Annotated in this window: 16 protein-coding genes and 1 riboswitch; of the genes, 12 read left to right on the top strand and 4 right to left on the bottom strand. The window is 47.3% G+C overall.

Going from position 1 to position 18,798, the window contains the following annotated elements:
* Positions 1-160: 160 nt before the first annotated feature.
* Positions 161-319, bottom strand: coding sequence for a hypothetical protein (locus MKX30_RS23145; RefSeq protein WP_179085475.1), 159 nt, complete (start codon positions 317-319; stop codon positions 161-163).
* A 294-nt stretch (positions 320-613) separates the two neighbouring features.
* On the opposite strand from MKX30_RS23145, the gene MKX30_RS23140 reads away from it, so the two are divergent.
* The 5 genes from MKX30_RS23140 to MKX30_RS23120 all read left to right on the top strand — a co-directional run bounded on the left by MKX30_RS23140 (position 614) and on the right by MKX30_RS23120 (position 6,895).
* A complete protein-coding gene (locus tag MKX30_RS23140; protein WP_071559440.1) occupies positions 614-1,945 on the top strand; it encodes an extracellular solute-binding protein in 1,332 nt (443 codons plus the stop codon).
* 228 nt (positions 1,946-2,173) lie between these two features.
* Positions 2,174-3,064 (top strand): carbohydrate ABC transporter permease, encoded by an 891-nt coding sequence (locus tag MKX30_RS23135; RefSeq protein ID WP_341063591.1) that lies wholly within the window; start codon positions 2,174-2,176, stop codon positions 3,062-3,064.
* 5 nt (positions 3,065-3,069) lie between these two features.
* Positions 3,070-3,903, top strand: a complete 834-nt coding sequence (locus MKX30_RS23130) for a carbohydrate ABC transporter permease (protein ID WP_013308419.1) — start codon at positions 3,070-3,072, stop codon at positions 3,901-3,903.
* Between the two features lie 30 nt (positions 3,904-3,933).
* The gene (locus MKX30_RS23125) at positions 3,934-5,730 is read left to right on the top strand and encodes a sensor histidine kinase (RefSeq protein ID WP_023986664.1); all 1,797 of its coding nucleotides are present in this window, start codon (positions 3,934-3,936) and stop codon (positions 5,728-5,730) included.
* Positions 5,711-6,895 carry a response regulator gene (locus MKX30_RS23120; protein WP_341063590.1) on the top strand — a complete coding sequence of 395 codons (1,185 nt, stop codon included), beginning with the start codon at positions 5,711-5,713 and terminating at the stop codon, positions 6,893-6,895. Before MKX30_RS23125 ends, MKX30_RS23120 begins: the two co-directional genes overlap by 20 nt.
* A 72-nt stretch (positions 6,896-6,967) precedes the next feature.
* Here MKX30_RS23120 and MKX30_RS23115 read toward each other — a convergent pair whose 3' ends face one another.
* Complete coding sequence (locus MKX30_RS23115; protein ID WP_341063588.1) at positions 6,968-7,873, bottom strand: LysR family transcriptional regulator; 906 nt, start codon at positions 7,871-7,873, stop codon at positions 6,968-6,970.
* 160 nt (positions 7,874-8,033) lie between these two features.
* Here MKX30_RS23115 and MKX30_RS23110 point away from each other — a divergent pair, with 160 nt between their 5' ends.
* The 6 genes from MKX30_RS23110 to MKX30_RS23085 all read left to right on the top strand — a co-directional run bounded on the left by MKX30_RS23110 (position 8,034) and on the right by MKX30_RS23085 (position 14,747).
* The gene (locus tag MKX30_RS23110) at positions 8,034-8,624 is read left to right on the top strand and encodes a flavin prenyltransferase UbiX (protein ID WP_013369033.1); all 591 of its coding nucleotides are present in this window, start codon (positions 8,034-8,036) and stop codon (positions 8,622-8,624) included.
* Positions 8,625-8,652: 28 nt separating this feature from the next.
* A complete protein-coding gene (locus MKX30_RS23105) occupies positions 8,653-10,071 on the top strand; it encodes a non-oxidative hydroxyarylic acid decarboxylases subunit C (protein ID WP_341063586.1) in 1,419 nt (472 codons plus the stop codon).
* 41 nt (positions 10,072-10,112) lie between these two features.
* On the top strand, positions 10,113-10,337 hold the full coding sequence (locus tag MKX30_RS23100; RefSeq protein ID WP_053324466.1) for a non-oxidative hydroxyarylic acid decarboxylases subunit D: 225 nt from the start codon (positions 10,113-10,115) through the stop codon (positions 10,335-10,337).
* 71 nt (positions 10,338-10,408) lie between these two features.
* Positions 10,409-10,870 (top strand): hypothetical protein, encoded by a 462-nt coding sequence (locus MKX30_RS23095; protein ID WP_069081122.1) that lies wholly within the window; start codon positions 10,409-10,411, stop codon positions 10,868-10,870.
* Between the two features lie 164 nt (positions 10,871-11,034).
* The gene (locus tag MKX30_RS23090; protein ID WP_341063585.1) at positions 11,035-12,195 is read left to right on the top strand and encodes a serine hydrolase domain-containing protein; all 1,161 of its coding nucleotides are present in this window, start codon (positions 11,035-11,037) and stop codon (positions 12,193-12,195) included.
* Positions 12,196-12,410: 215 nt separating this feature from the next.
* Positions 12,411-14,747, top strand: a complete 2,337-nt coding sequence (locus tag MKX30_RS23085) for an Ig-like domain-containing protein (RefSeq protein ID WP_341063584.1) — start codon at positions 12,411-12,413, stop codon at positions 14,745-14,747.
* 70 nt (positions 14,748-14,817) lie between these two features.
* Here MKX30_RS23085 and sdaAA read toward each other — a convergent pair whose 3' ends face one another.
* Both sdaAA and sdaAB read right to left on the bottom strand, forming a co-directional pair.
* Positions 14,818-15,717, bottom strand: a complete 900-nt coding sequence (gene sdaAA / locus MKX30_RS23080) for an L-serine ammonia-lyase, iron-sulfur-dependent, subunit alpha (protein ID WP_013308429.1) — start codon at positions 15,715-15,717, stop codon at positions 14,818-14,820.
* A complete protein-coding gene (gene sdaAB / locus MKX30_RS23075; RefSeq protein ID WP_341063582.1) occupies positions 15,707-16,396 on the bottom strand; it encodes an L-serine ammonia-lyase, iron-sulfur-dependent subunit beta in 690 nt (229 codons plus the stop codon). Before sdaAB ends, sdaAA begins: the two co-directional genes overlap by 11 nt.
* Positions 16,397-16,607: 211 nt before the next feature.
* Positions 16,608-16,723, bottom strand: a riboswitch (glycine riboswitch).
* Positions 16,724-16,937: 214 nt separating this feature from the next.
* Here sdaAB and MKX30_RS23070 point away from each other — a divergent pair.
* Complete coding sequence (locus MKX30_RS23070) at positions 16,938-18,527, top strand: DUF6359 domain-containing protein (protein ID WP_053324470.1); 1,590 nt, start codon at positions 16,938-16,940, stop codon at positions 18,525-18,527.
* Positions 18,528-18,798: the final 271 nt, after the last annotated feature.

The raw sequence follows: 18,798 nt of genomic DNA, 5'->3' as shown, positions 1-18,798 counted from the left end.
TTAACGGGCTGTGCTCTTTTTCCTATAACCGATTCATTTATCATTCACATGAAAGATCATTATCGTGGATTCGGTCAAAAGTTGTATGGTATCCTGGTTGTCCTTTGTATAGTGGTGCTTAGTCAGCATTTTTAACTGAGGACAGTATTAACTGGGGAAGTTAATCTATTTCAACCTGTTCTGTCTGAAGGACACTCAAGGCTTGAAGTTTACGGGTAATTTCTTTTTGCCACTTTGTATCTCCGACTTGTACGGCAAGATTGAGAAGATCCAAATAATCATCAATATGCAGGGAGGTTTTATTAAAAGTTTCTTTCACTGCGGTCCTGCCTCCTTTAAAGTCTATGTGTATTTATCATTTAATAATGATAATCATTATCAAACTATGATCTTATTCATATTATGCCTGTGTTCTAGATAAATTGCAAGTTATGATATGAATGAATTTTGAAGCACGCAAATGAGGGCTTGAAAAAACAAACCCTTCTCCTTAAGTTCACGCATTGTTCACGTCTTTTCTATGGAACATAATGAAAAGAACAAGCGGGCATTGAGTGTCCACCAATAAGGAGGGCAAATTGCGCAATGCTTCAACAAGAGGAGGAAAAAGACCATGAGCAGAACAAAAATGAAAGCGTTTGCCATTGTGATGGCGAGCGCCTTGGCATTGACGCTGGCAGCTTGTAATAACGGACAAAGCGCAAGTCCGGGAAATTCAGGAGAACCGAGCAGAGGCACCGCAACGAAAGATGTTACGATTACCTTTCAGAACATTAATCCTGATCCGAGCACCCCTTCGTACAAAATGATTAAGCAAATTGTAGGTCAATACGAGCAGGATCATCCTCATGTCAAAATTGAATTGGATTCGCTAAATACAGATCAACAAAAGCTCAAGCTGAAAACACAGGCAGCGGCGAAGGAAGTACCTGATATCACGATTGTAAACCCAGCTGCACAGATGAAGCCATTCGTAGATGCCGGGCTGCTGGCTCCATTAAACGATGTGGCTGATAAAGAGGGGTTAAAAGATACGTTTCAGAATGGACTTCTTAATTACTATAGCTTCGACGATAAGCTCTATGCTTTTCCGGACGGTAACAATATAGAAGTGGTGTTTTACAATAAAGAACTGTTCAAGCAGGCGGGAATCCAGAAGTTGCCGACCACCTTTGACGAGCTGATTACGACGGTCAAGACGTTGAAGGCGAAGGGAATTACTCCGATTGCCATTGGGGAAAAGGATTCATGGACGGGTTCCCTCCTTTTTATGAATATTTTGTTGCGTACAAATGAAGGGCCGAATTTTCTCAATGATGTACTGGACGGTAAAAAGACGTTTAACGACCCGGCTTTTGTGGAAGCGGTGGATGCATTTCAGGAATTGGTGCAGGCAGGAGCTTTCCCGGATGGAGCTACATCTATTGACTATAATGCAGGCGGTAATATTTTTAAAACAGGAAAAGCCGCGATGTATATCATGGGTACATGGGAAACGGGGTCAATTGATGCTTCTTCGGTAGCAGGTAAGGTAGGAGCGTTTCAATTCCCTACGGTGAATGGCAAGGGTGATGTGAATGAGTATGTAATTGCGCCGGGCAGCGCATTTGCGGTATCTGCGAACAGTGAACATTTACAGGAGACGAAGGATTTTCTGCACTATTTTATTACGGAGATGCCCAAAATTCAGTTTGATCTGAAAAATGCGATTGGCAGTGGTCAGAAAATGAAAGGTGATCTGAAGGAAGCGGGCTACTCCGAGTTAGCGATTAGTCTTAATGAGCTGTTCAAGAATGTAAAAGGGGGCGATCTCGCTTTTGATAATACGATGAATCCGGCTATTGCGCAGGCGCATCTGAGTAGCATTCAAAACCTGTTCGTGCAAAAAGAAGACTCTGCACAAGTTGCCAAGGAACATCAGAGCACTTTTGAAGCGAATAAATAAGTGAGGATTTTGCAAAAATCCAATAAGCGACTCCCAATGAACAATATATAGATCGGAATGGCCTAGTTCGTCTAGATATTGCACTTTGGAGCGACTGGAATCGAATTTTGCAAAATCCTGAAGTAGCTGACACTAGGGAGGGGGCAGAGTGCTCCTTCCCTGATTGGAAATCATGTAGGTTGTGCATCCTCAGAAGATGTTCAGAATCAACACAAAGGAGATTAGAGCATGAATGTACTGAAGGTGCCAGCACGTACCATTGCCGTTTTCGTGCTACCCTGCCTGTTGTTGTATACCTGTATGGTATTTGTTCCGATTCTGGTGTCGGTGTATTGCGGATTGCTGGATTGGAACGGAATCGCCGAGGCAAAGTTCGTGGGGCTGGCTAATTTTGAACGGATTTTTACAGCAGATTCAGTGTTCTGGCCGTCCGTGAAACGGACTATGATGTTCGCTGTGTTTTCCATGCTGGAAATTCCGTTCTGTCTGCTGCTGGCGATCTTGCTTAATCGCTATGTGCGTAAGGCCAATACGCTGGTAACGATGTATTTTCTGCCGGTTATTCTGTCGGTGGTTATTATCGGGCAGCTGTGGAAGACGATCTATAATCCAGCCTCGATGGGTGGAATGCTGAACGGTATTTTGCTGGCGATTGGGCTGGGAAGCTGGACACGCTCATGGCTGACGGAACCGCAGATAGCGATGTACGCCCTGTATTTTGTATCGTTGTGGCAGTATTTTGGCTATCATTTGCTTATCCAGTTTACCGGGGTGCAAAATATACCGAATGAGCTGTACGAAGCAGCTAAAATTGATGGAGCTGAAGGATTTAAAGCAGACCGCTATATTACGCTGCCGCTCATTGTACCTATTTTCAAGATATCAATTGTATTAGCATTTATCGGCTCCCTGCAATCATTTGATTTGATCTGGGTGATGACGGGTGGAGGACCAGCTCATGCAACGGATACAGTATCTACGTATATGTACAATATGTCCTTTTTATCGATGAAATACGGATATGGCAGCGCATTAGCTTCAATTCTCGTAGTGATTTGCTTGTCATTTACAATTGTGATAAATTTTGTTTTCAAACGAATCGAAAATAAGGTAAGCTAAAGGAGATGGAACTGTTGAATGCCTTAAAAAAAACGGGAGTCTTTTCCTTATTGGCAATCTTAATTGTCACGCAGCTGTATCCACTCTTTTGGCTGCTGACCTATTCGTTGAAGACGAATGAAGAGATATTGAGCTCAAGCTTCTTTGCACTCCCTCAAGTGCCTCAGTGGCACAACTATCAGGAAGCCTATGAATCAGGGAGCTACTTGCGTTATTTAGGAAACAGTGTACTGGTGACCGGGGTTACGATGATTTTCGTCATTTTATTAAGCTCGATGACTGCTTATGCGATTACACGTTTTCGTTGGCGCTTCGGGGCTGTTGTGCTGACTTTGTTTTTGATCGGGATGATGATCCCGATGCAAGCTACGCTGCTGCCGCTGATGGTGATGTTTAAAAACGTCCATATTCTGAATACGTATTTCTCACTGATTTTACCCTACATTGCTTTTCAGACACCGATTGCGGTCTTCATCCTATCCGGCTTTATGCGGTCCATTCCCCACGAAATTGAAGAATCCGCTTACATTGACGGAGCAAGCATTTATCGTATTTTCCGCAGTGTAATCTTACCCATCTCGATTCCGCCTATCATGACGGTATGTATTTTAACTTTCATTAACATCTGGAATGAATACATTATGGCTGCCACCTTTATCTCGTCCGAGAAGCTCAAAACTCTCCCTTTCGGCGTATATACGTTCGTCAGCCAGTATTCTGTGAACTACGGTAATATTGGTGCTTTTCTAGTCATGGGTGCCTTACCGGTCATTATTATTTATTTTGTTCTGTCCGAAAATATCACCAAGGGCATGGTTGCGGGAGCGGTTAAAGGATAGGCGGCCGATGCGAAAGGAGCGCACGGAGGTATGCTGCGCCGTTTTCAATCCATTCAATACCGCTTGTTTGTTCTGTTCCTGTTGAGCATGTCCGGCATTGTGCTGGCGGTCAGTCTATTATTTTACAACCGTACTACGGTGCAGTTCCATGATAAGGTCAGCGAGCTGGCGCGTAAAAATGTATCCCAGACGGCAGGCCTGTTCGAATTGCTACTCGGCAGCTATAACAGTCTCTCCAAATCGATCAGCAACAATATGGATTTGGTTCGTCTGTTGACGACGGATAGTAGTGATTTACCTGCTGTCAATTACATCAACGAACGTACGATTACGAATATTCTGGGCGCTATCTATTATTCGCGTGAGGATCTGATTGGCATCCATGTCATCACAGACACAGGCAAGGTATATAACTATGGCAATTATATGAATGTCATTGATACTCATTACGAACATACGGAATGGTATAAGGAAATTCGAAAGTCGGCGGGCAAAATTGCATGGCTGGGCGTGTATCCTCACTCTGTCATTGATCAGGTGGAAACCAGACCCGTGTTTGCGTTTGGACGGCAGCTCTATGATCTGGATGAACACAAGCCGATTGGTATTGTCCTGTTTGAGGCTGAGCCGCGTTCTGTTTTGTCCGCTCTCCACAATTTGCGGCTGGGCACCAATAGTCAGGTATATTTGTTGGGTCATGAAAATCGAATTGTGTCGGCCACTTCCTCTGATCCGCCACCGGATTTGCAAAATCTAGAGCAGCAGGTACCGGAGGAGGATGTTATTGTAAATCGAAGTAATGAAAGAGTTGTAATCGCTTCCAAGTTGCCGTTTGCCGACTGGTCTGTGATTAGTGTGACACCTAGTGAGGATCTGAACGTGGAGTTGGTGCAAAATCAAAGGTACTTATTTATCGTGGCACCTATACTTATTATTGTGTCGGCGTTAATTGCATCTATCGTCTCCAGAGGCATTTCCCTTCCACTCAAGCGAGTCATTCGGGAAATGAAGCGGGTAGAGACAGGAAATTTCCGTCATACGGTAAACACCAAATCCTATGAAGAAATTAATCAGCTAGCTACTTCTTTTAACCATATGGTAAGACGGATTGCAGAGCTGATTGAGCTGGTGCGTATATCATCGGTCAGCGAAAAAAATGCGGAGCTGCACGCGCTTCAGACGCAGGTCAATCCACATTTTCTGTATAATACGCTGGATATGATCTATTGGATGCTGGATGAAAAGGGACAAGATCAGCTCGGAGAGGTGGTCCTCTCCTTATCCCATATGTTCCGTTACAGCAGCCATTGGGAAGAGGGGGCCGATGTAAGCCTTCGTGAAGAAGTGGAGCAGGTTGGGCACTATCTCACCATTATTCAAACTCGGCTGGAGGGTAGGGTATCTGTAGACATTAGCATTGATGAACGATGGATGGATATCCGCCTGCCGAAAATGACCTTACAGCCATTGATTGAAAATGCAGTGAAGCACGGACTGGAGCCTCTTCATGCGGATACAGGTGGCAAGCTGCTCGTCAGAGCGGAGGAATATGACGGTGTATTGAGCCTGCACATCATCGACAACGGTGCAGGGATGGAGTACGAACGATGGGAGGTGGTCCAGGTCGCTTTGGCAGAACCCGGCAAACAGGCGGGCAGCGGGCAGGCGGGAGGCATCGGCCTGCAAAACCTAAATTTACGGCTACGGCACATGTTCGGAGAAGAGTACGGCCTACGGATCTCTAGCGCACCTGGGGCCGGAACAACAGCCACTGTAAGTGTGCCTCTGCCACAGAAGGAGGAGAAACATGAATATTCTGATAGCTGACGATGAAAATATGATTCGGCAGGGGATTCGGCGTACCATTGGCCAAGCTCTACCAACCTGCGGCATTCATCTCGCTGCTTCCACCGAGGAGGCAGCAGGCATTCTGGCGGAGCATCCTGTAGATATTGTATTAACTGATATCCTGATGCCCGGTATGGATGGTCTGGAATTCATGCGTATTTCTAAGCGAAAGCATCCTCATCTGCAGTGGGTTGTCATTTCGGCCCATTCCGACTTCCATTATGCACAAAGAGCAGTAAAGCTGGGTGCCAAAGACTACCTGTTAAAGCCGATTGGTAAAAAAAAGCTGCTGGAATGCATTGAAATACTGGCAGCCGAAGCGCTTGTGGCCTCGCAGCAGGCGAACGAGGGTAGGCTTCTCAAATCCAATATGGTTTATTTGCGTGAAGCCGTTTTCCAACGCTATGCCCTTGGACTGGATACGGGCAAGCTGGATATACAGCCTTTTGTCGAAAATTATCCGGAATTCCATCTCTTCATAGTTCGCATGGAACCTGATCACAAGCAGACACATCTGGAGCATTTTATGATTGAAAATGTACTGTCCGAGCTCATTGAGGCAGGAGGCAGCGGCTTTGTCGTCAGTCTAGACCGCCATAGTCTGCTGGGCATTGCAAGGGTAAGAGATGAGGCAGAGGCCGCACGGCTAGAGACGTTGCTCGAATCCCATTTGAAGCGTTATGTGAAGGTGCCCCTACAAATTACACGTTCGGGTGTTCATCACAATTTTTCCTCCATACCTGAAGAGGTGGCGCGACTAAGACGTACGCCAGAGGAGATTGCAGCCGCAGCAGCGGATACAGGAGAATGTCTCCGCAAAGGCATGCATACGGTAGATGTGGCATTGCAATACATTCGGGCTCACTTTACAGAGGAGCTGTCGCTGGAGAAGGTGGCTTCAATCGTATTTTTGAATCCGGTGTATTTCAGCCAGTTATTCAAGCAAAAGACGGGACAAGGCTACAAGGATTACGTCATTTGCTTGCGTATGGAGGAGGCGAAGCGGCTGCTCAGTGATCCTCATCTGCGACTGGCTGATATTTCAGAGCGGATCGGCTATCAGGATATGAGGCATTTTACACAGGTATTCCGGCGCAAATGTGGAATGACTCCAACCGAGTATAGACATCAGGGAGTCAAATAAGGCGGTATCAACGACCGAATGAAGGAAGTTCTTCAAGCATCAGACTGTTTCAGGAGTAGAGCGGTAGAGCATCTACTCGGGAGCAGTCTTTTTCGTGTCTCCAGCTTGTAGCAGTTCAACAAATTTGCGAGCTGCATTGGATAAATAACGATCCTTGCGCCATACGACGGCAGGCCGTGTGAAGGGGAATGGCTCCTTAATGGAGAGTGTGCGAAATCTGTCCCCGTATTCTTGTCCCAAGCCAGCGTCTGGAATGATAGTAATTCCCATGCCTGTGGAAACGAGTGAGAGAATGGTCGATATTTCAGGACAGTCCAGTACGACGCGCGGAATAAGATGGTGTTCCTGAAATTTGCGGATGACGGTTTCGTATAGTCCGTGTCCTTCTGTTCGGCGTCCCAACAAGAGGTCATAGCTGGCAGCTTCCTGTAATGTAATTTCCCCACTGGGATGGCGATCTGCCCATTCACACGGAAGAACCGCAACAAAAGAAACGCCCTCCAGTTCAATCGTATGGTACGATTTGTCATCTACCGGAAGCAGCAGCAGGGCCAGATCCACTTTATTTTGGTGCAGCAGTTCTTCCAGATGATGTGTGTCTCCGTGTCCTATTTTAACGTATACCTCTGGAAAATCCTGATGAAAGCGGCTGAGTTGTTCAGTAATCAGAGACATACAGGCGGATGACGTGCCTATAGCAAGTGTGCCGGTTACTTTGTTTTCAAACTCCCCAATTTCTCTACAGGTGTCCTCCATTTCAGCCAATAATCGCTTGGCGCGTGTATACAGTGTATATCCGGCCTCGGTTACCTCCCACTTCTTTCCTTCACGGTAAATCAGCTTTACGCCAAGCTCGTCCTCCATATTTTTGAGTTGTTGACTCAGCGGAGGCTGGGCCATGTTGAGCGTTCTGGCGGCCTTGGTGATTTGCCCTTCCTCCACGATGACGCAAAAGTAATGCAGATGCTTCATGTCCATTGGGATTCCTCCTTATTTCTAAACAACGCTTCAATTTGGATACTTTTAAAGTATGTATTCCATATATTATATATATTTTTCGTGTGCAAGGAACAGGCGTATAATTTTTGACAGTAATGCATGGGTGAACATAAAACGATGGGGTGGAAGGAGGGGACATATGAAGAAAATCATTGTAGGAATATCGGGAGCGACAGGATCGATCTTCGGTATCCGTATATTACAACAATTACGAGAGGCTGGAGTCCAAAGCCATCTGGTGCTATCCCCGTGGGCTATTGCGAACATTCCCTATGAGACAGGCTACACGGTGAAGGAAGTGGAGGCAATGGCGGATGCAGTCTACTCGTATAAGGATCAGGCTGCGCGTATTTCCAGCGGCTCCTTTCGAGTAGACGGCATGGTCGTCGCTCCTTGCAGCATGAAGACCCTTGCCTCTATTCGTATAGGTATGGCGGACAACCTGCTTACCCGATCAGCGGATGTGATACTGAAGGAGCGAAAGAAGCTGCTGCTCATGACCAGGGAAACACCATTAAGCAGTATCCATCTGGAAAATATGCTGGAGCTGTCACGTATGGGCGTGATGATCCTGCCGCCGATGCCTGCCTTTTATAATCATCCTGCAAGTATCGAGGAATTAGTGGATCATATTGTTTTTCGTGCATTGGATCAGTTCGGTATTGTCACAACCGCAGCCAAACGCTGGGATGGAATGAAGCAGAATGACTCCAGGCTGCACCAGAATTGAGAAATCGAAAGACGAAGGAGAATGAACAATGGCTTATAAAGACTTTCGCGATTTTCTACACACCTTGGAAAAGGAGGGACAATTACTCACGATCAGCGATGAGGTAAAGCCGGAGCCGGACCTCGCAGCAGCTAACAGAGCATTAAACAATCTTGGAGATAAGACGCCTGCTCTCTTTTTCAACAACATCTATGGATATACGGATGCTCGTATTGCAATGAATGTGATGGGCTCCTGGCCCAATCATGCCCTCATGATGGGATTGCCCAAAAACACGCCGCTCAAGGAGCAGTTTTTTGAATTTGCCAGACGCTATGAACAATTTCCGGTGCCCGTGAAGCGGGAAGAAACCGCTCCTTTTCATGAAGTCGAGATTACAGAGGATATTAATTTGTTTGATATTTTGCCGTTGTTTCGTTTGAATCAGGGGGACGGAGGATTTTACCTGGATAAAGCAATTCTAGTTTCACGCGATCTGGATGATCCGGACACCTACGGTAAGCAAAATGTCGGCTTATACCGGATGCAGGTGAAAGGCAAGAACCGTTTGGGCATCCAGCCTGTACCACAGCATGATATTGCGATCCATATCCGTCAGGCTGAGGAGCGCGGCGAAAATCTGAAGGTGGCTATTGCCCTCGGATGTGAGCCTGTGATTACAACGGCTGCTTCTACGCCGCTGCTGTACGATCAATCCGAATATGAGATGGCGGGCGCCATTCAGGGTGAGCCTTATCGTGTGGTCAAAGCGAAGAATGCAGATCTGGATCTGCCTTGGGGAGCCGAGGTCATTTTGGAAGGCGAAGTGTTAGCAGGTGAACGTGAGTATGAAGGTCCATTCGGTGAATTCACAGGTCACTATTCCGGCGGTCGCGCGATGCCAGTCATTCAGATTAATCGTGTATATCACCGCAAACAGCCTATCTTTGAGCATCTGTACATCGGGATGCCTTGGACGGAAACGGATTATATGATCGGTGTGAATACAAGTGTACCGTTGTTTCAGCAGCTTAAGGATGCTTTTCCTAATGAAATCGTAGCCGTTAATGCCATGTATACGCATGGGCTGGTCGCTATTATTTCCACGAAAACCCGGTATGGCGGCTTTGCAAAGGCTGTGGGAATGCGTGCGTTAACGACTCCGCATGGATTGGGGTATTGCAAGCTGGTGATTGTGGTGGATGAGGAGGTCGATCCGTTCAATCTGCCGCAGGTCATGTGGGCTTTATCCACCAAGCTTCATCCAAAGCATGATACTGTCATAGTCCCAGGCTTGTCTATTTTACCGCTTGACCCCGGTTCTGACCCGGCAGGTATGACGCACAAAATGATATTGGATGCGACGACACCTGTAGCACCGGATATTAGAGGACATTACTCGCAGTCGCTCGATTCCCCGTTGGGTGTAGCAGAATGGGAGAAAAAGTTGAGCCAAATGCTTCGCTAAATATTTTTAAAAACAAAAAAAGATTAAAGGAGTGCTGACAGATGCATATTTGTCCCCGTTGTGAATCTAATCGTTCGGAGGTTGTTACCCGCTCGCCAGTTAAAGGCGCCTGGGAGGTTTTGTTGTGCCCTGTATGCCTGTTCACATGGCGGACCTCAGAACCGGATAGCATTACTGATCCAGCAAAGTATAAATCGGCGTTCAAGGTAAACCCCAAAGATATTCCGAATGCTGCTCATGTTCCTCCTATTCCAGAGCGGATATAGGGTCGTTCGTAAGCAGCCGTAAATTATGGTACTTTGAAGTTATAGGCCAAATGTAAAGGGGATTATACTTCATGCAGACACCAAGGATCGGTAAGGAACTGTTCACGCTACTGGACGGTAAGGTATTGGAGGACAAGCAGCATGAAGCAATGATGCTGCTGACGGTCACGGAAGATCAGTGGCCGCACATAGCGATGATTAGTGTGGGCGAAGTTGTAGCGCTGGACGAGGGGAATTTGCGTCTGGCACTATGGCCAGGCACGACCACGACGGGCAACATGATTCGTACCAGGAAGGCGACGCTTGCGGTGTTTACCGGGGGGAAGGCGCATTATGTGCGGTTGTCGCTGGAACATCTGCCTGCTTTGCCCGAAGCCAAGCATGTACGTGAGCGATTTGCGGCTCATGTTTTTGCAGCCAGAGAAGATTCGGCCCAATATGCGGATATCTTGACGGGTGTCACGGTCCGTCTCAAGGAACCGGAATCGGTGATCCATCGCTGGAAGGAAACGGTGGCCGAGCTGTTAATGTAAAGCCATCTGATTATGACAAATAATCTATGTATTTACCAAGTTTACCGTTAAAATAAATGCGGGGAATAAGCGCTTACAAGGGATCGCGCTGAGCTTGTTGGAACAGGAAATTAGAGCGCGAGGGGAAGCCTGTTTCTTTTGAAGGAAAAATAGGAGGGATGAATATGTCTCGTTTTGACAAGGTAGATCAGCTATTGAAACATTTCGTAGCAAATGGGCCAGCAGGTTGCGGTTGTGCCATTGCCCAGAATGGTAAAGTGTTGTATGAAGGATATCATGGATATGCTGATCTGGAAGCCCGAAAGCCAATCACTGAGGATACAGTGTATCGCTTGTTTTCCATGACAAAGGTTGTTGTCTGTGCGGCTGCACTTATGCTGTACGAACGCGGGCAATTTTTGTTGAATGAGCCCTTGTATGAATATTTTCCCGAATATCGTAATGCGCATGTATTCAAAACCGCTCCTAACGGATACACCTATGTGGATAAGGCGGAGAATCCCATTTTAATTAAGCATATATTCAATATGAGTGTGGGTCTTCCTTACGCTTCCGAGCCTTCAGAGACAGGACGGGCAATGCAAAAGGTCCTTAGAACGTTAAAGGAAAAGCAGGGGAAGTATGATCTGCGCACAGAAATTAAAGCGCTTTCTGAGATTCCACTTTCATTTGAGCCAGGAACACGCTGGTTATACGGATATGGACATGACCTGGTTGCAGGTCTTATTGAAGTGATTTCAGGTAAATCATTAGGGCAATTCCTAAAGGATGAAATATTTGATCCGCTTGGAATGAACAATACAGGTTACCGATATCGTGGAGATATTGAATCGCGAATGGCCTCCTTTTACCAACGAACAGACGCCGGAGAGCTAGAAAAAATAGAGGGTTTCTTGGATGAATATCATCAACCAGATGCTATATATGAAAGTGGGGGCGCAGGTCTGTATTCGACAGTTAAGGAGTACCTTACATTTTCACAAATGCTGTCGAATGGAGGTATGGTAGATGGTGTGAGGCTATTAGGGAGAAAAACTATTGATTTAATGCGCACCAATCATCTGAATACAGATCAATTATTGGATTTTACTAATTCATATCATACAGGTTATGGTTACGGACTGGGCGTGCGCACGTTAATTGATAAAGCGGCTGGGCATGCAAATAGTTCTATTGGAGAATTTGGCTGGACGGGAGTAGCAGGCACTTGGGTTTCTATAGATCCAAGCGAACAATTCTCCGTCGTTTATATGCACCAACTGGCTCCTAATATGGAAGAATACCATCATTTGAGAGTTCGCGCAGCAGCTTATAGCTGTTTGTAAATGCGAGGTTGAGGATCTGTTGAGAAAACTCTTCACTATGGCTCTGAAGCTACACAAATTGTAATGTCTAATCTTTATCAGAAATGATCTAGTTAATAAGGACCAAATTTCCTTCGAAGCCTAAACTATTCTTTTCCATATGACGACATAAAACGTAGGTGTAAGGATTTTGCGAAATCCTTAATTTAAGTTTTGGAATGGGAGGGAATTAGATTTTGAAGAATAGATGGTCCGGTTTTCTGGCGTTGGTCATCCTGATTTCAAGTTTTACATCATATGCAGGGTTTGCATCTGCTGCGGATGCGGTGCTTTCCAAGATTGTCCTTTCCTCTAACGAGGTAACTTTGCAGCAGGGAGATACGGCTGCGTTGACGGCTACTGCTGTTTTTAGCGATGGGACAACCTCGAATGTAACCGTAAGCACGGATTGGAAAAGTGATAATACAACTATTGCTACCGTGTATAACGGTACAGTTTCGGCCAAGGCTGAAGGGGAAGCCACCGTGGTTGCGACCTATAAAGAGAAGGTGCAATCGGTTCAGGTACATGTAACGAAAAAGGTTAAGGCGCTGACATCCAGTGTACAAAGCCTGAACTTGCGTTCAAGCGGTACAGGACAGGTTGATTTGACAGCGACATACAGTGATAATACAACAGCTCAGGTTTCGGGTGATGCTACTTGGACCTCGGATAATCAAAAGGTAGCCACAGTAGTTAACGGATTGGTTACCGCTCAAGGAGCAGGTACAGCCAATATTAAGGCCGTATATGGTCAACAGACCGTAACCATTGCTGTGCAGGTGGAGCAGGTTAAACGTCTCGATGTCAGTTCATCAGAGGTTTCTCTTTTGCTGAAGGATACTGAGAAGGTTAAACTTTCAGCGACGTTCCCGGATGGATCGGTACAGGACGTAACAGAGTCCGCTGAATGGAGCTCCAGCAATGCAGCTGTGGCGGATGTACTGAAAGGCACCATTACCGGCTACAGCGCGGGAAAGGCGACAATTACAGGTAAATATGGCACGATGTCCGCTACGATTTCGGTAGATGTCGATCAAACGAATAAGCTGAAAGCCAGCGAATCCAATATTTTTCTCCGTCTGGATGAATCTAAAAAAATACAAGTTTCTGCCGTTTACCCGGATGGGACGGTAACGGATATCACAGATAAAGCTACTTGGACATCAAGCGATGAAAAAATTGCGACTGTGAATAAGGGAACGATTATGGCCATTGGAGCGGGTTCGGCTACGGTGACCGCTAAGTATGGAGATAAGACTGTTTCGATCAAGACAGATGTCGAAACCTCCAGATATTTGGATTTGAGTGAGGACAAGCTGAGCCTGAATGCCAAGGAATCCAAAAAGCTCAAGCTGACCGCAACGTATGTAACAGGTACGGAAGAAGATATCACAAGTAAGGCAGAGTGGAAGTCCAGCAATGAAGATATCGCTTTTGTCAGTGCGGGAGAAGTCACGGGTTATAAAACAGGTGAAGCTACGATCACCGCTTCTTATGGTGGCAAAACAGTTACAGCTACGGTATCCGTAAATGTACCCGGTGATCTGTCTCTGTCCTCCAAAACGGCAACGATTGATATTGATGAGGACTATACTGCAACTTTGACGGCTACTTATGCGGATGGGCGTAAGGAAGATGTAACACAGGATGCAGAATGGGCTTCAAGCGCGGAAGATATTGCTTCTGTGTCCAAAGGAACGATTACGGGTAAATCCGCTGGTAAAGCGGTTATTACAGCGACCTATAATGGCAAAAAACTGACGATTAACGTACAAGTAGGCCTTGTAGACCGTCTGGAAACAGACTCGCGTGTAATTGCGCTTGGTGCTCAGGAAACGAAGCAACTGAAAGTAACAGGAGTTAAGAGTGGCGGTACAAAAACAGATGTAACCAAGGACGCCACCTGGACAACGAGCAATGTAAAAGTGGTTGAAGTTAGCGAAGGTTTGATCAAAGCGAATGGTAGCGGTAAGGCAACGGTGACTGCTTCATATGGCAAGCAAAACATTACGTTTACGGTAGAAGTGGACGTAGCGCAAAAGATTGAAGCGGATGCAATCGCGTTGTCACTTAAATCCGGAGATCAAAAAACCATCGCGATTGTGGTTAAATCGAGTGATGGTAAAGAAAAGGACGTTACGGCCCAAGCTGAATGGAAAACGTCTAATTATAAGGTAGCCACTGTTAAAAAGGGTCAGGTTACTGCGGTTAGCTACGGTAAAGCTAACATTCAGGCGAAGTTTGGCGGGAAGGTAATCAGCGTACCCGTGGATGTTGATACGCTTAAATACCTGCAAACAGACGAAGTTGCTTTGAATTTGAAGGCAGGACAGCTGGCCAAGGTTACGGCTACAGCCACGTATAAGGATGAGTCGGAGAAGGATGTTTCCAAACCGGCTGTCTGGTCCTCGTCCAGAATTGTTGTTGCGACCGTCAAAGACGGTAACATTAAGGCACAGGGCAAGGGCAAAGCAGTAATTACTGTGAAATATGCAGGTAAAATGACGAAGATACAGGTAACCGTTCAGTAAAAAAGAGAGCAAGCATACGTCCAAGGACGACATGCTTGCTCTTTTTTTTAAGGAGGCTACCGCTTATAAATTATGACTTATCCTTCTTGGTCGGTGTGTTGCGTGTAAGTGATTCGGTCAAACGCTTGCCAGTCGGCGTCTGAGCCAAGCCGCCTTTGGCGGTCTCGCGGTGCTTCGACGGCATCGCACTGCCGACTTCAAGCATCACGTCAATGACTTCGTCAGACGGAATAGCGCTGCGCACACCCGCCAAAGCCATATCCGCTGCGGCAAGCGCAGTCACGGCTCCCAGCCCGTTGCGCACGATGCACGGAATCTCCACGAGTCCAGCGACGGGGTCGCAAATCAGGCCGAGTGTGTTCTTAAGAGCGAGGCCCACGGCGTGAACAGCCTGTTCAGGCGTACCACCACGCAGCTCGACCATAGCGCCAGCAGCCATCCCGATAGCTGAACCAATCTCAGCCTGACAGCCTCCCTCCGCGCCAGAAATGAAGGAGTTGTTGGCGATCACGTAGCCAATGGCTCCAGCGGCGAACAGGCCGTTCACCATATGCTCATCATCCCAGCCGAACCGCTCCTGCGCACTGATGAACACACCAGGGATAACCCCACATGAGCCTGCGGTAGGCGTGGCGACAATGCGACCCATGGATGCATTAACCTCCGACACAGAGAGGGCATAAGCCATGGCGAGCGCGGAGGCATCGCCGGAGCAGGTTTCCCCTGACCGCAGATACTCGGCTAGGCGCTTGCCGTCACCGCCCGTCAATCCACTGCGGGATACGGTGTCTTGTGTCTGACCGCGATGAACGGCTTCCTTCATGACTTCATAATAATCAGACATTTGGCGAAAGATTTCTTCCTCCGTTGTATTCGTCTCTTGTACCTGCTCTTGAATCATCAAGCGGCCAATTGTGGTGGATTCTTCAGCGCATAAAGCGCTGATTTCATGCAGATGGCTAAACCGCATCGGATTCAGCTCCTTTTTTCAAATTAATCATCTTAATTTCATACATATGAGGTAAAGAACGCAGTTCCGCAATCAGTTCAGCTGGAGCAGAACTGTCCGTTTCAATGGCGGTGAGTGCTTCACCATCCCGGCCTTTGCGATCTACGTGCATATAGGCAATGTTAATGTGGGCCGCGCCCAGCGCTGAAGTTATCGCGCCCAATGTACCGGGCTTATCCGAGTGGAGAAGCACCAGCGTAGGCAGCTCCCCGGTCAGATTGACCCGGAATTCGTTAAGCTGCTGGACATGGATGCTGCCGCCGCCGATGGAGGAGCCCAACAGTGTGCGCTGATCCTCGCCCTTCCACAGCTCGAAACGGACAGTGTTCGGATGAGGCGCGGGGAGTCCGCTGACGGCGAATTCCACGGCCATCCCGGCTTGCTCTGCCCATTGCTCGGCATCCGGAATCCGGTGATCGTCCGTATCGTAATTAAGCAGCCCTGCGATGAGCGCCAGGTCTGTACCGTGTCCCTTATACGTATCGGCAAAGGAGCCGTACAGTGTCATGCGGGTACGGTCAGGCTGCGCCCCGAGCCAGTGCCGGGCAACGCGTGCGAGCCGCACCGCGCCTGCGGTGTGTGAACTGGAAGGTCCGGTCATGGCCGGACCGATAATAGAAAATACATCTTTGAAACGCATGGTGTGGCCCCCTGTATGTTCTAATACCATACTATATGGTATTTCCGCGTCTTTGCGCGGTTATGACGGTTCCTAATGCTGACGCACAATGTGAGCACAAAAAAGGACAGGATAAGGAAGTTTCCCTTATCTCTGTCCTCGTTACCTGAGAGTTTCGTGCGGTGTTCTTACCGCCTTACCCCTTGGGTGGCTTGCGCTCTCTCCAGAGTTGCGTCAGATGACGATACATGGACCTGAGAGATTATCCGTCAGCCGGGTGCTGACGTCTTGCTCCTTCGGTGCCGCCAGAGTGTAGGCTCCCTGGACAGACTCTCCCGTCATCTTCATTCGCGTATACCGTTCTACATGTCTTCCTTAGCGTAATGTATGCCGTGCTCGGTGTCAATCACAGGTTTAATTTTTACATAAACAGGTGCGTTTCCAATAAAAAAGATTAAAATTTACATAATTATGGATGAAACCAGGAAGGAATTAGAAGATTGGCGGCTAATCTGATAAAGGACAAGTATATTTATGGAAATCATAGGAGGGATATTGACGTATGGTAAAAGGCTTGCGATTCACAGGTTCACGCTTAAAAGGGATGTTGCATCTAGCAGCGATCGTATCACTGCTGATTGGGATCTTCGTTCCATTCGGTCAGGTCAAGGCGGAGGGAGCATTGACAGTAGCCGAAGCACTTCAGCGCCAAAGCAGTGGAGGTACGGTGACGGTGGAAGGTTACATCGTCGGACATGCTACCGGATCGAAAACGGCTAACTTTTCTTCCCCGTTCGCGAATGATTTTAACGTACTGATTGCCGATCAGGCAAATGAACGTAATACGTCTAATCTGTTGGATGTACAGCTGACTTCAGCGTACAGAGGGCAATATGGGCTATCAGGCCATCCTGAGCTGATCGGCAGCAAAATTCGTGTGACGGGTACACTCGGCGCCTACAATAATTTTGGTGGAGTGAAAAGTCCAAGTGCTGTTGAACTGGTGAGCGGAAGCGAGCCGGGGGAACCAGGCGAACCTGGCAACCCGGGTCAACCCGGTACTACACTGCCGGATGGAAAAGGCAAAAAGGTGCTGTTCGATAATACGCACGCACAGACCGCTGGTGCAGCAGATTGGGTCATTGAAGGCGCCTTCTCCGACTTTGCCAATGGACTGCGTAATGTAGGCTTTACGGTAGACCAATTGAATCGTCCCATTCCTTTTACTTATGGAGAGCAGGCTATAACATATGATAAGTTACGCCAATATGATGTGTTCATTATTGGTGAAGCGAATGTTGCCTTTAAGGCATCCGAGCAGGCTGCCCTGCTGCAATACGTGAATAGCGGGGGGAGCGTCTTCTTCATCTCCGATCATTATAATGCGGACCGTAACAAAAACCGTTGGGATTCCTCCGAGGTTATGAATGGTTACCGTCGTGGAGCCTATACTAATCCGGCCAAGGGCATGACTGCAGAAGAAGCTGCATCACCGGCGATGCAAGGATTAACAAGCTCCGATTGGCTGGCGGCCAACTTTGGCGTTCGTTTCCGTTACAATGCGCTGGGTGATGTGAATGCTACCGACATTGTAGCCGCAGATCAATCTTTCGGCATTACCAAGGGTGTGCGCTCGATTGCAATGCATGCAGGATCTACGCTGGCTATTATTGATCCTACCAAGGCTAAAGGCATTGCTTATATCCCTTCAGGCACGAAAAAATGGGGTAATGCGGTAGACCAGGGAGTTTATAACGGCGGGGGCCGTGCGGAAGGACCTTATGCTGCTATTTCCAAGGTAGGTCAAGGCAAGGCAGCGTTCATCGGTGATTCTTCCCCTGTAGAAGATGCTACACCGAAATATGTGCGTGAGGAAAACGGACAGTCGAAGAAGACATATGATGGTTTTAAAGAAGTGGATGATTCCACCTTCCTGGTGCAAACGGTTCAATGGCTTGCATGGAAGCAGGACTACACGAAATTGTCTGATGTGGCAGGTTTGACTCTGGATCAGCCAACGAAGCTTCTACCATTTGAGGAGCCTGCGGCTTCCACAGAACCGCAGCCTGAGCCTTGGTCTGCTCCAGCAGCAGGCTACAAATGGTACGATCCTAGAACGTTCAAGTCTGGCTCCTATGGAGCGGCTTCATAATTATCGCCAGAAGCTCAATGTGAGCTGGTATTAGTTAGTCGTTTGATCCCTGCAGAGGGATCAGGCGACTTTTTTTGTGATGAAAATTAACCTGTGGTTGGTTATTTCATTACATTTTGTGCCAGAAAGGCCGCGCTACTGCTGGATCATTGATTTTTTAAATGATGTTGATAGCATAATCTTAATTGATATATCCATATACTGGTGATAGGATGTATTCAAATTATTCCGACAAAAACGGTATGTAATGTTCATGAGAGGTTTTAAACAT

The sequence above is a fragment of the Paenibacillus sp. FSL P2-0173 genome, assembly GCF_038008045.1.
GTDB classification, from domain to species: Bacteria; Bacillota; Bacilli; order Paenibacillales; family Paenibacillaceae; genus Paenibacillus; species Paenibacillus polymyxa_B.
This window is presented reverse-complemented; position numbering and strand designations above follow the sequence as displayed.

Bases quoted from the DNA above. Each gene is read 5' to 3' on its own strand.
- MKX30_RS23140 (WP_071559440.1), top strand. From the start codon at position 614: ATGAGCAGAACAAAAATGAAAGCGTTTGCCATTGTGATGGCGAGCGCC.
- MKX30_RS23135 (WP_341063591.1), top strand. From the start codon at position 2,174: ATGAATGTACTGAAGGTGCCAGCACGTACCATTGCCGTTTTCGTGCTA.
- MKX30_RS23130 (WP_013308419.1), top strand. From the start codon at position 3,070: ATGGAACTGTTGAATGCCTTAAAAAAAACGGGAGTCTTTTCCTTATTG.
- MKX30_RS23125 (WP_023986664.1), top strand. From the start codon at position 3,934: ATGCTGCGCCGTTTTCAATCCATTCAATACCGCTTGTTTGTTCTGTTC.
- MKX30_RS23120 (WP_341063590.1), top strand. From the start codon at position 5,711: ATGAATATTCTGATAGCTGACGATGAAAATATGATTCGGCAGGGGATT.
- MKX30_RS23115 (WP_341063588.1), bottom strand. From the start codon at position 7,873: ATGGACATGAAGCATCTGCATTACTTTTGCGTCATCGTGGAGGAAGGG.
- MKX30_RS23110 (WP_013369033.1), top strand. From the start codon at position 8,034: ATGAAGAAAATCATTGTAGGAATATCGGGAGCGACAGGATCGATCTTC.
- MKX30_RS23105 (WP_341063586.1), top strand. From the start codon at position 8,653: ATGGCTTATAAAGACTTTCGCGATTTTCTACACACCTTGGAAAAGGAG.
- MKX30_RS23100 (WP_053324466.1), top strand. From the start codon at position 10,113: ATGCATATTTGTCCCCGTTGTGAATCTAATCGTTCGGAGGTTGTTACC.
- MKX30_RS23095 (WP_069081122.1), top strand. From the start codon at position 10,409: ATGCAGACACCAAGGATCGGTAAGGAACTGTTCACGCTACTGGACGGT.
- MKX30_RS23090 (WP_341063585.1), top strand. From the start codon at position 11,035: ATGTCTCGTTTTGACAAGGTAGATCAGCTATTGAAACATTTCGTAGCA.
- sdaAA (WP_013308429.1), bottom strand. From the start codon at position 15,717: ATGCGGTTTAGCCATCTGCATGAAATCAGCGCTTTATGCGCTGAAGAA.
- sdaAB (WP_341063582.1), bottom strand. From the start codon at position 16,396: ATGCGTTTCAAAGATGTATTTTCTATTATCGGTCCGGCCATGACCGGA.
- MKX30_RS23070 (WP_053324470.1), top strand. From the start codon at position 16,938: ATGGTAAAAGGCTTGCGATTCACAGGTTCACGCTTAAAAGGGATGTTG.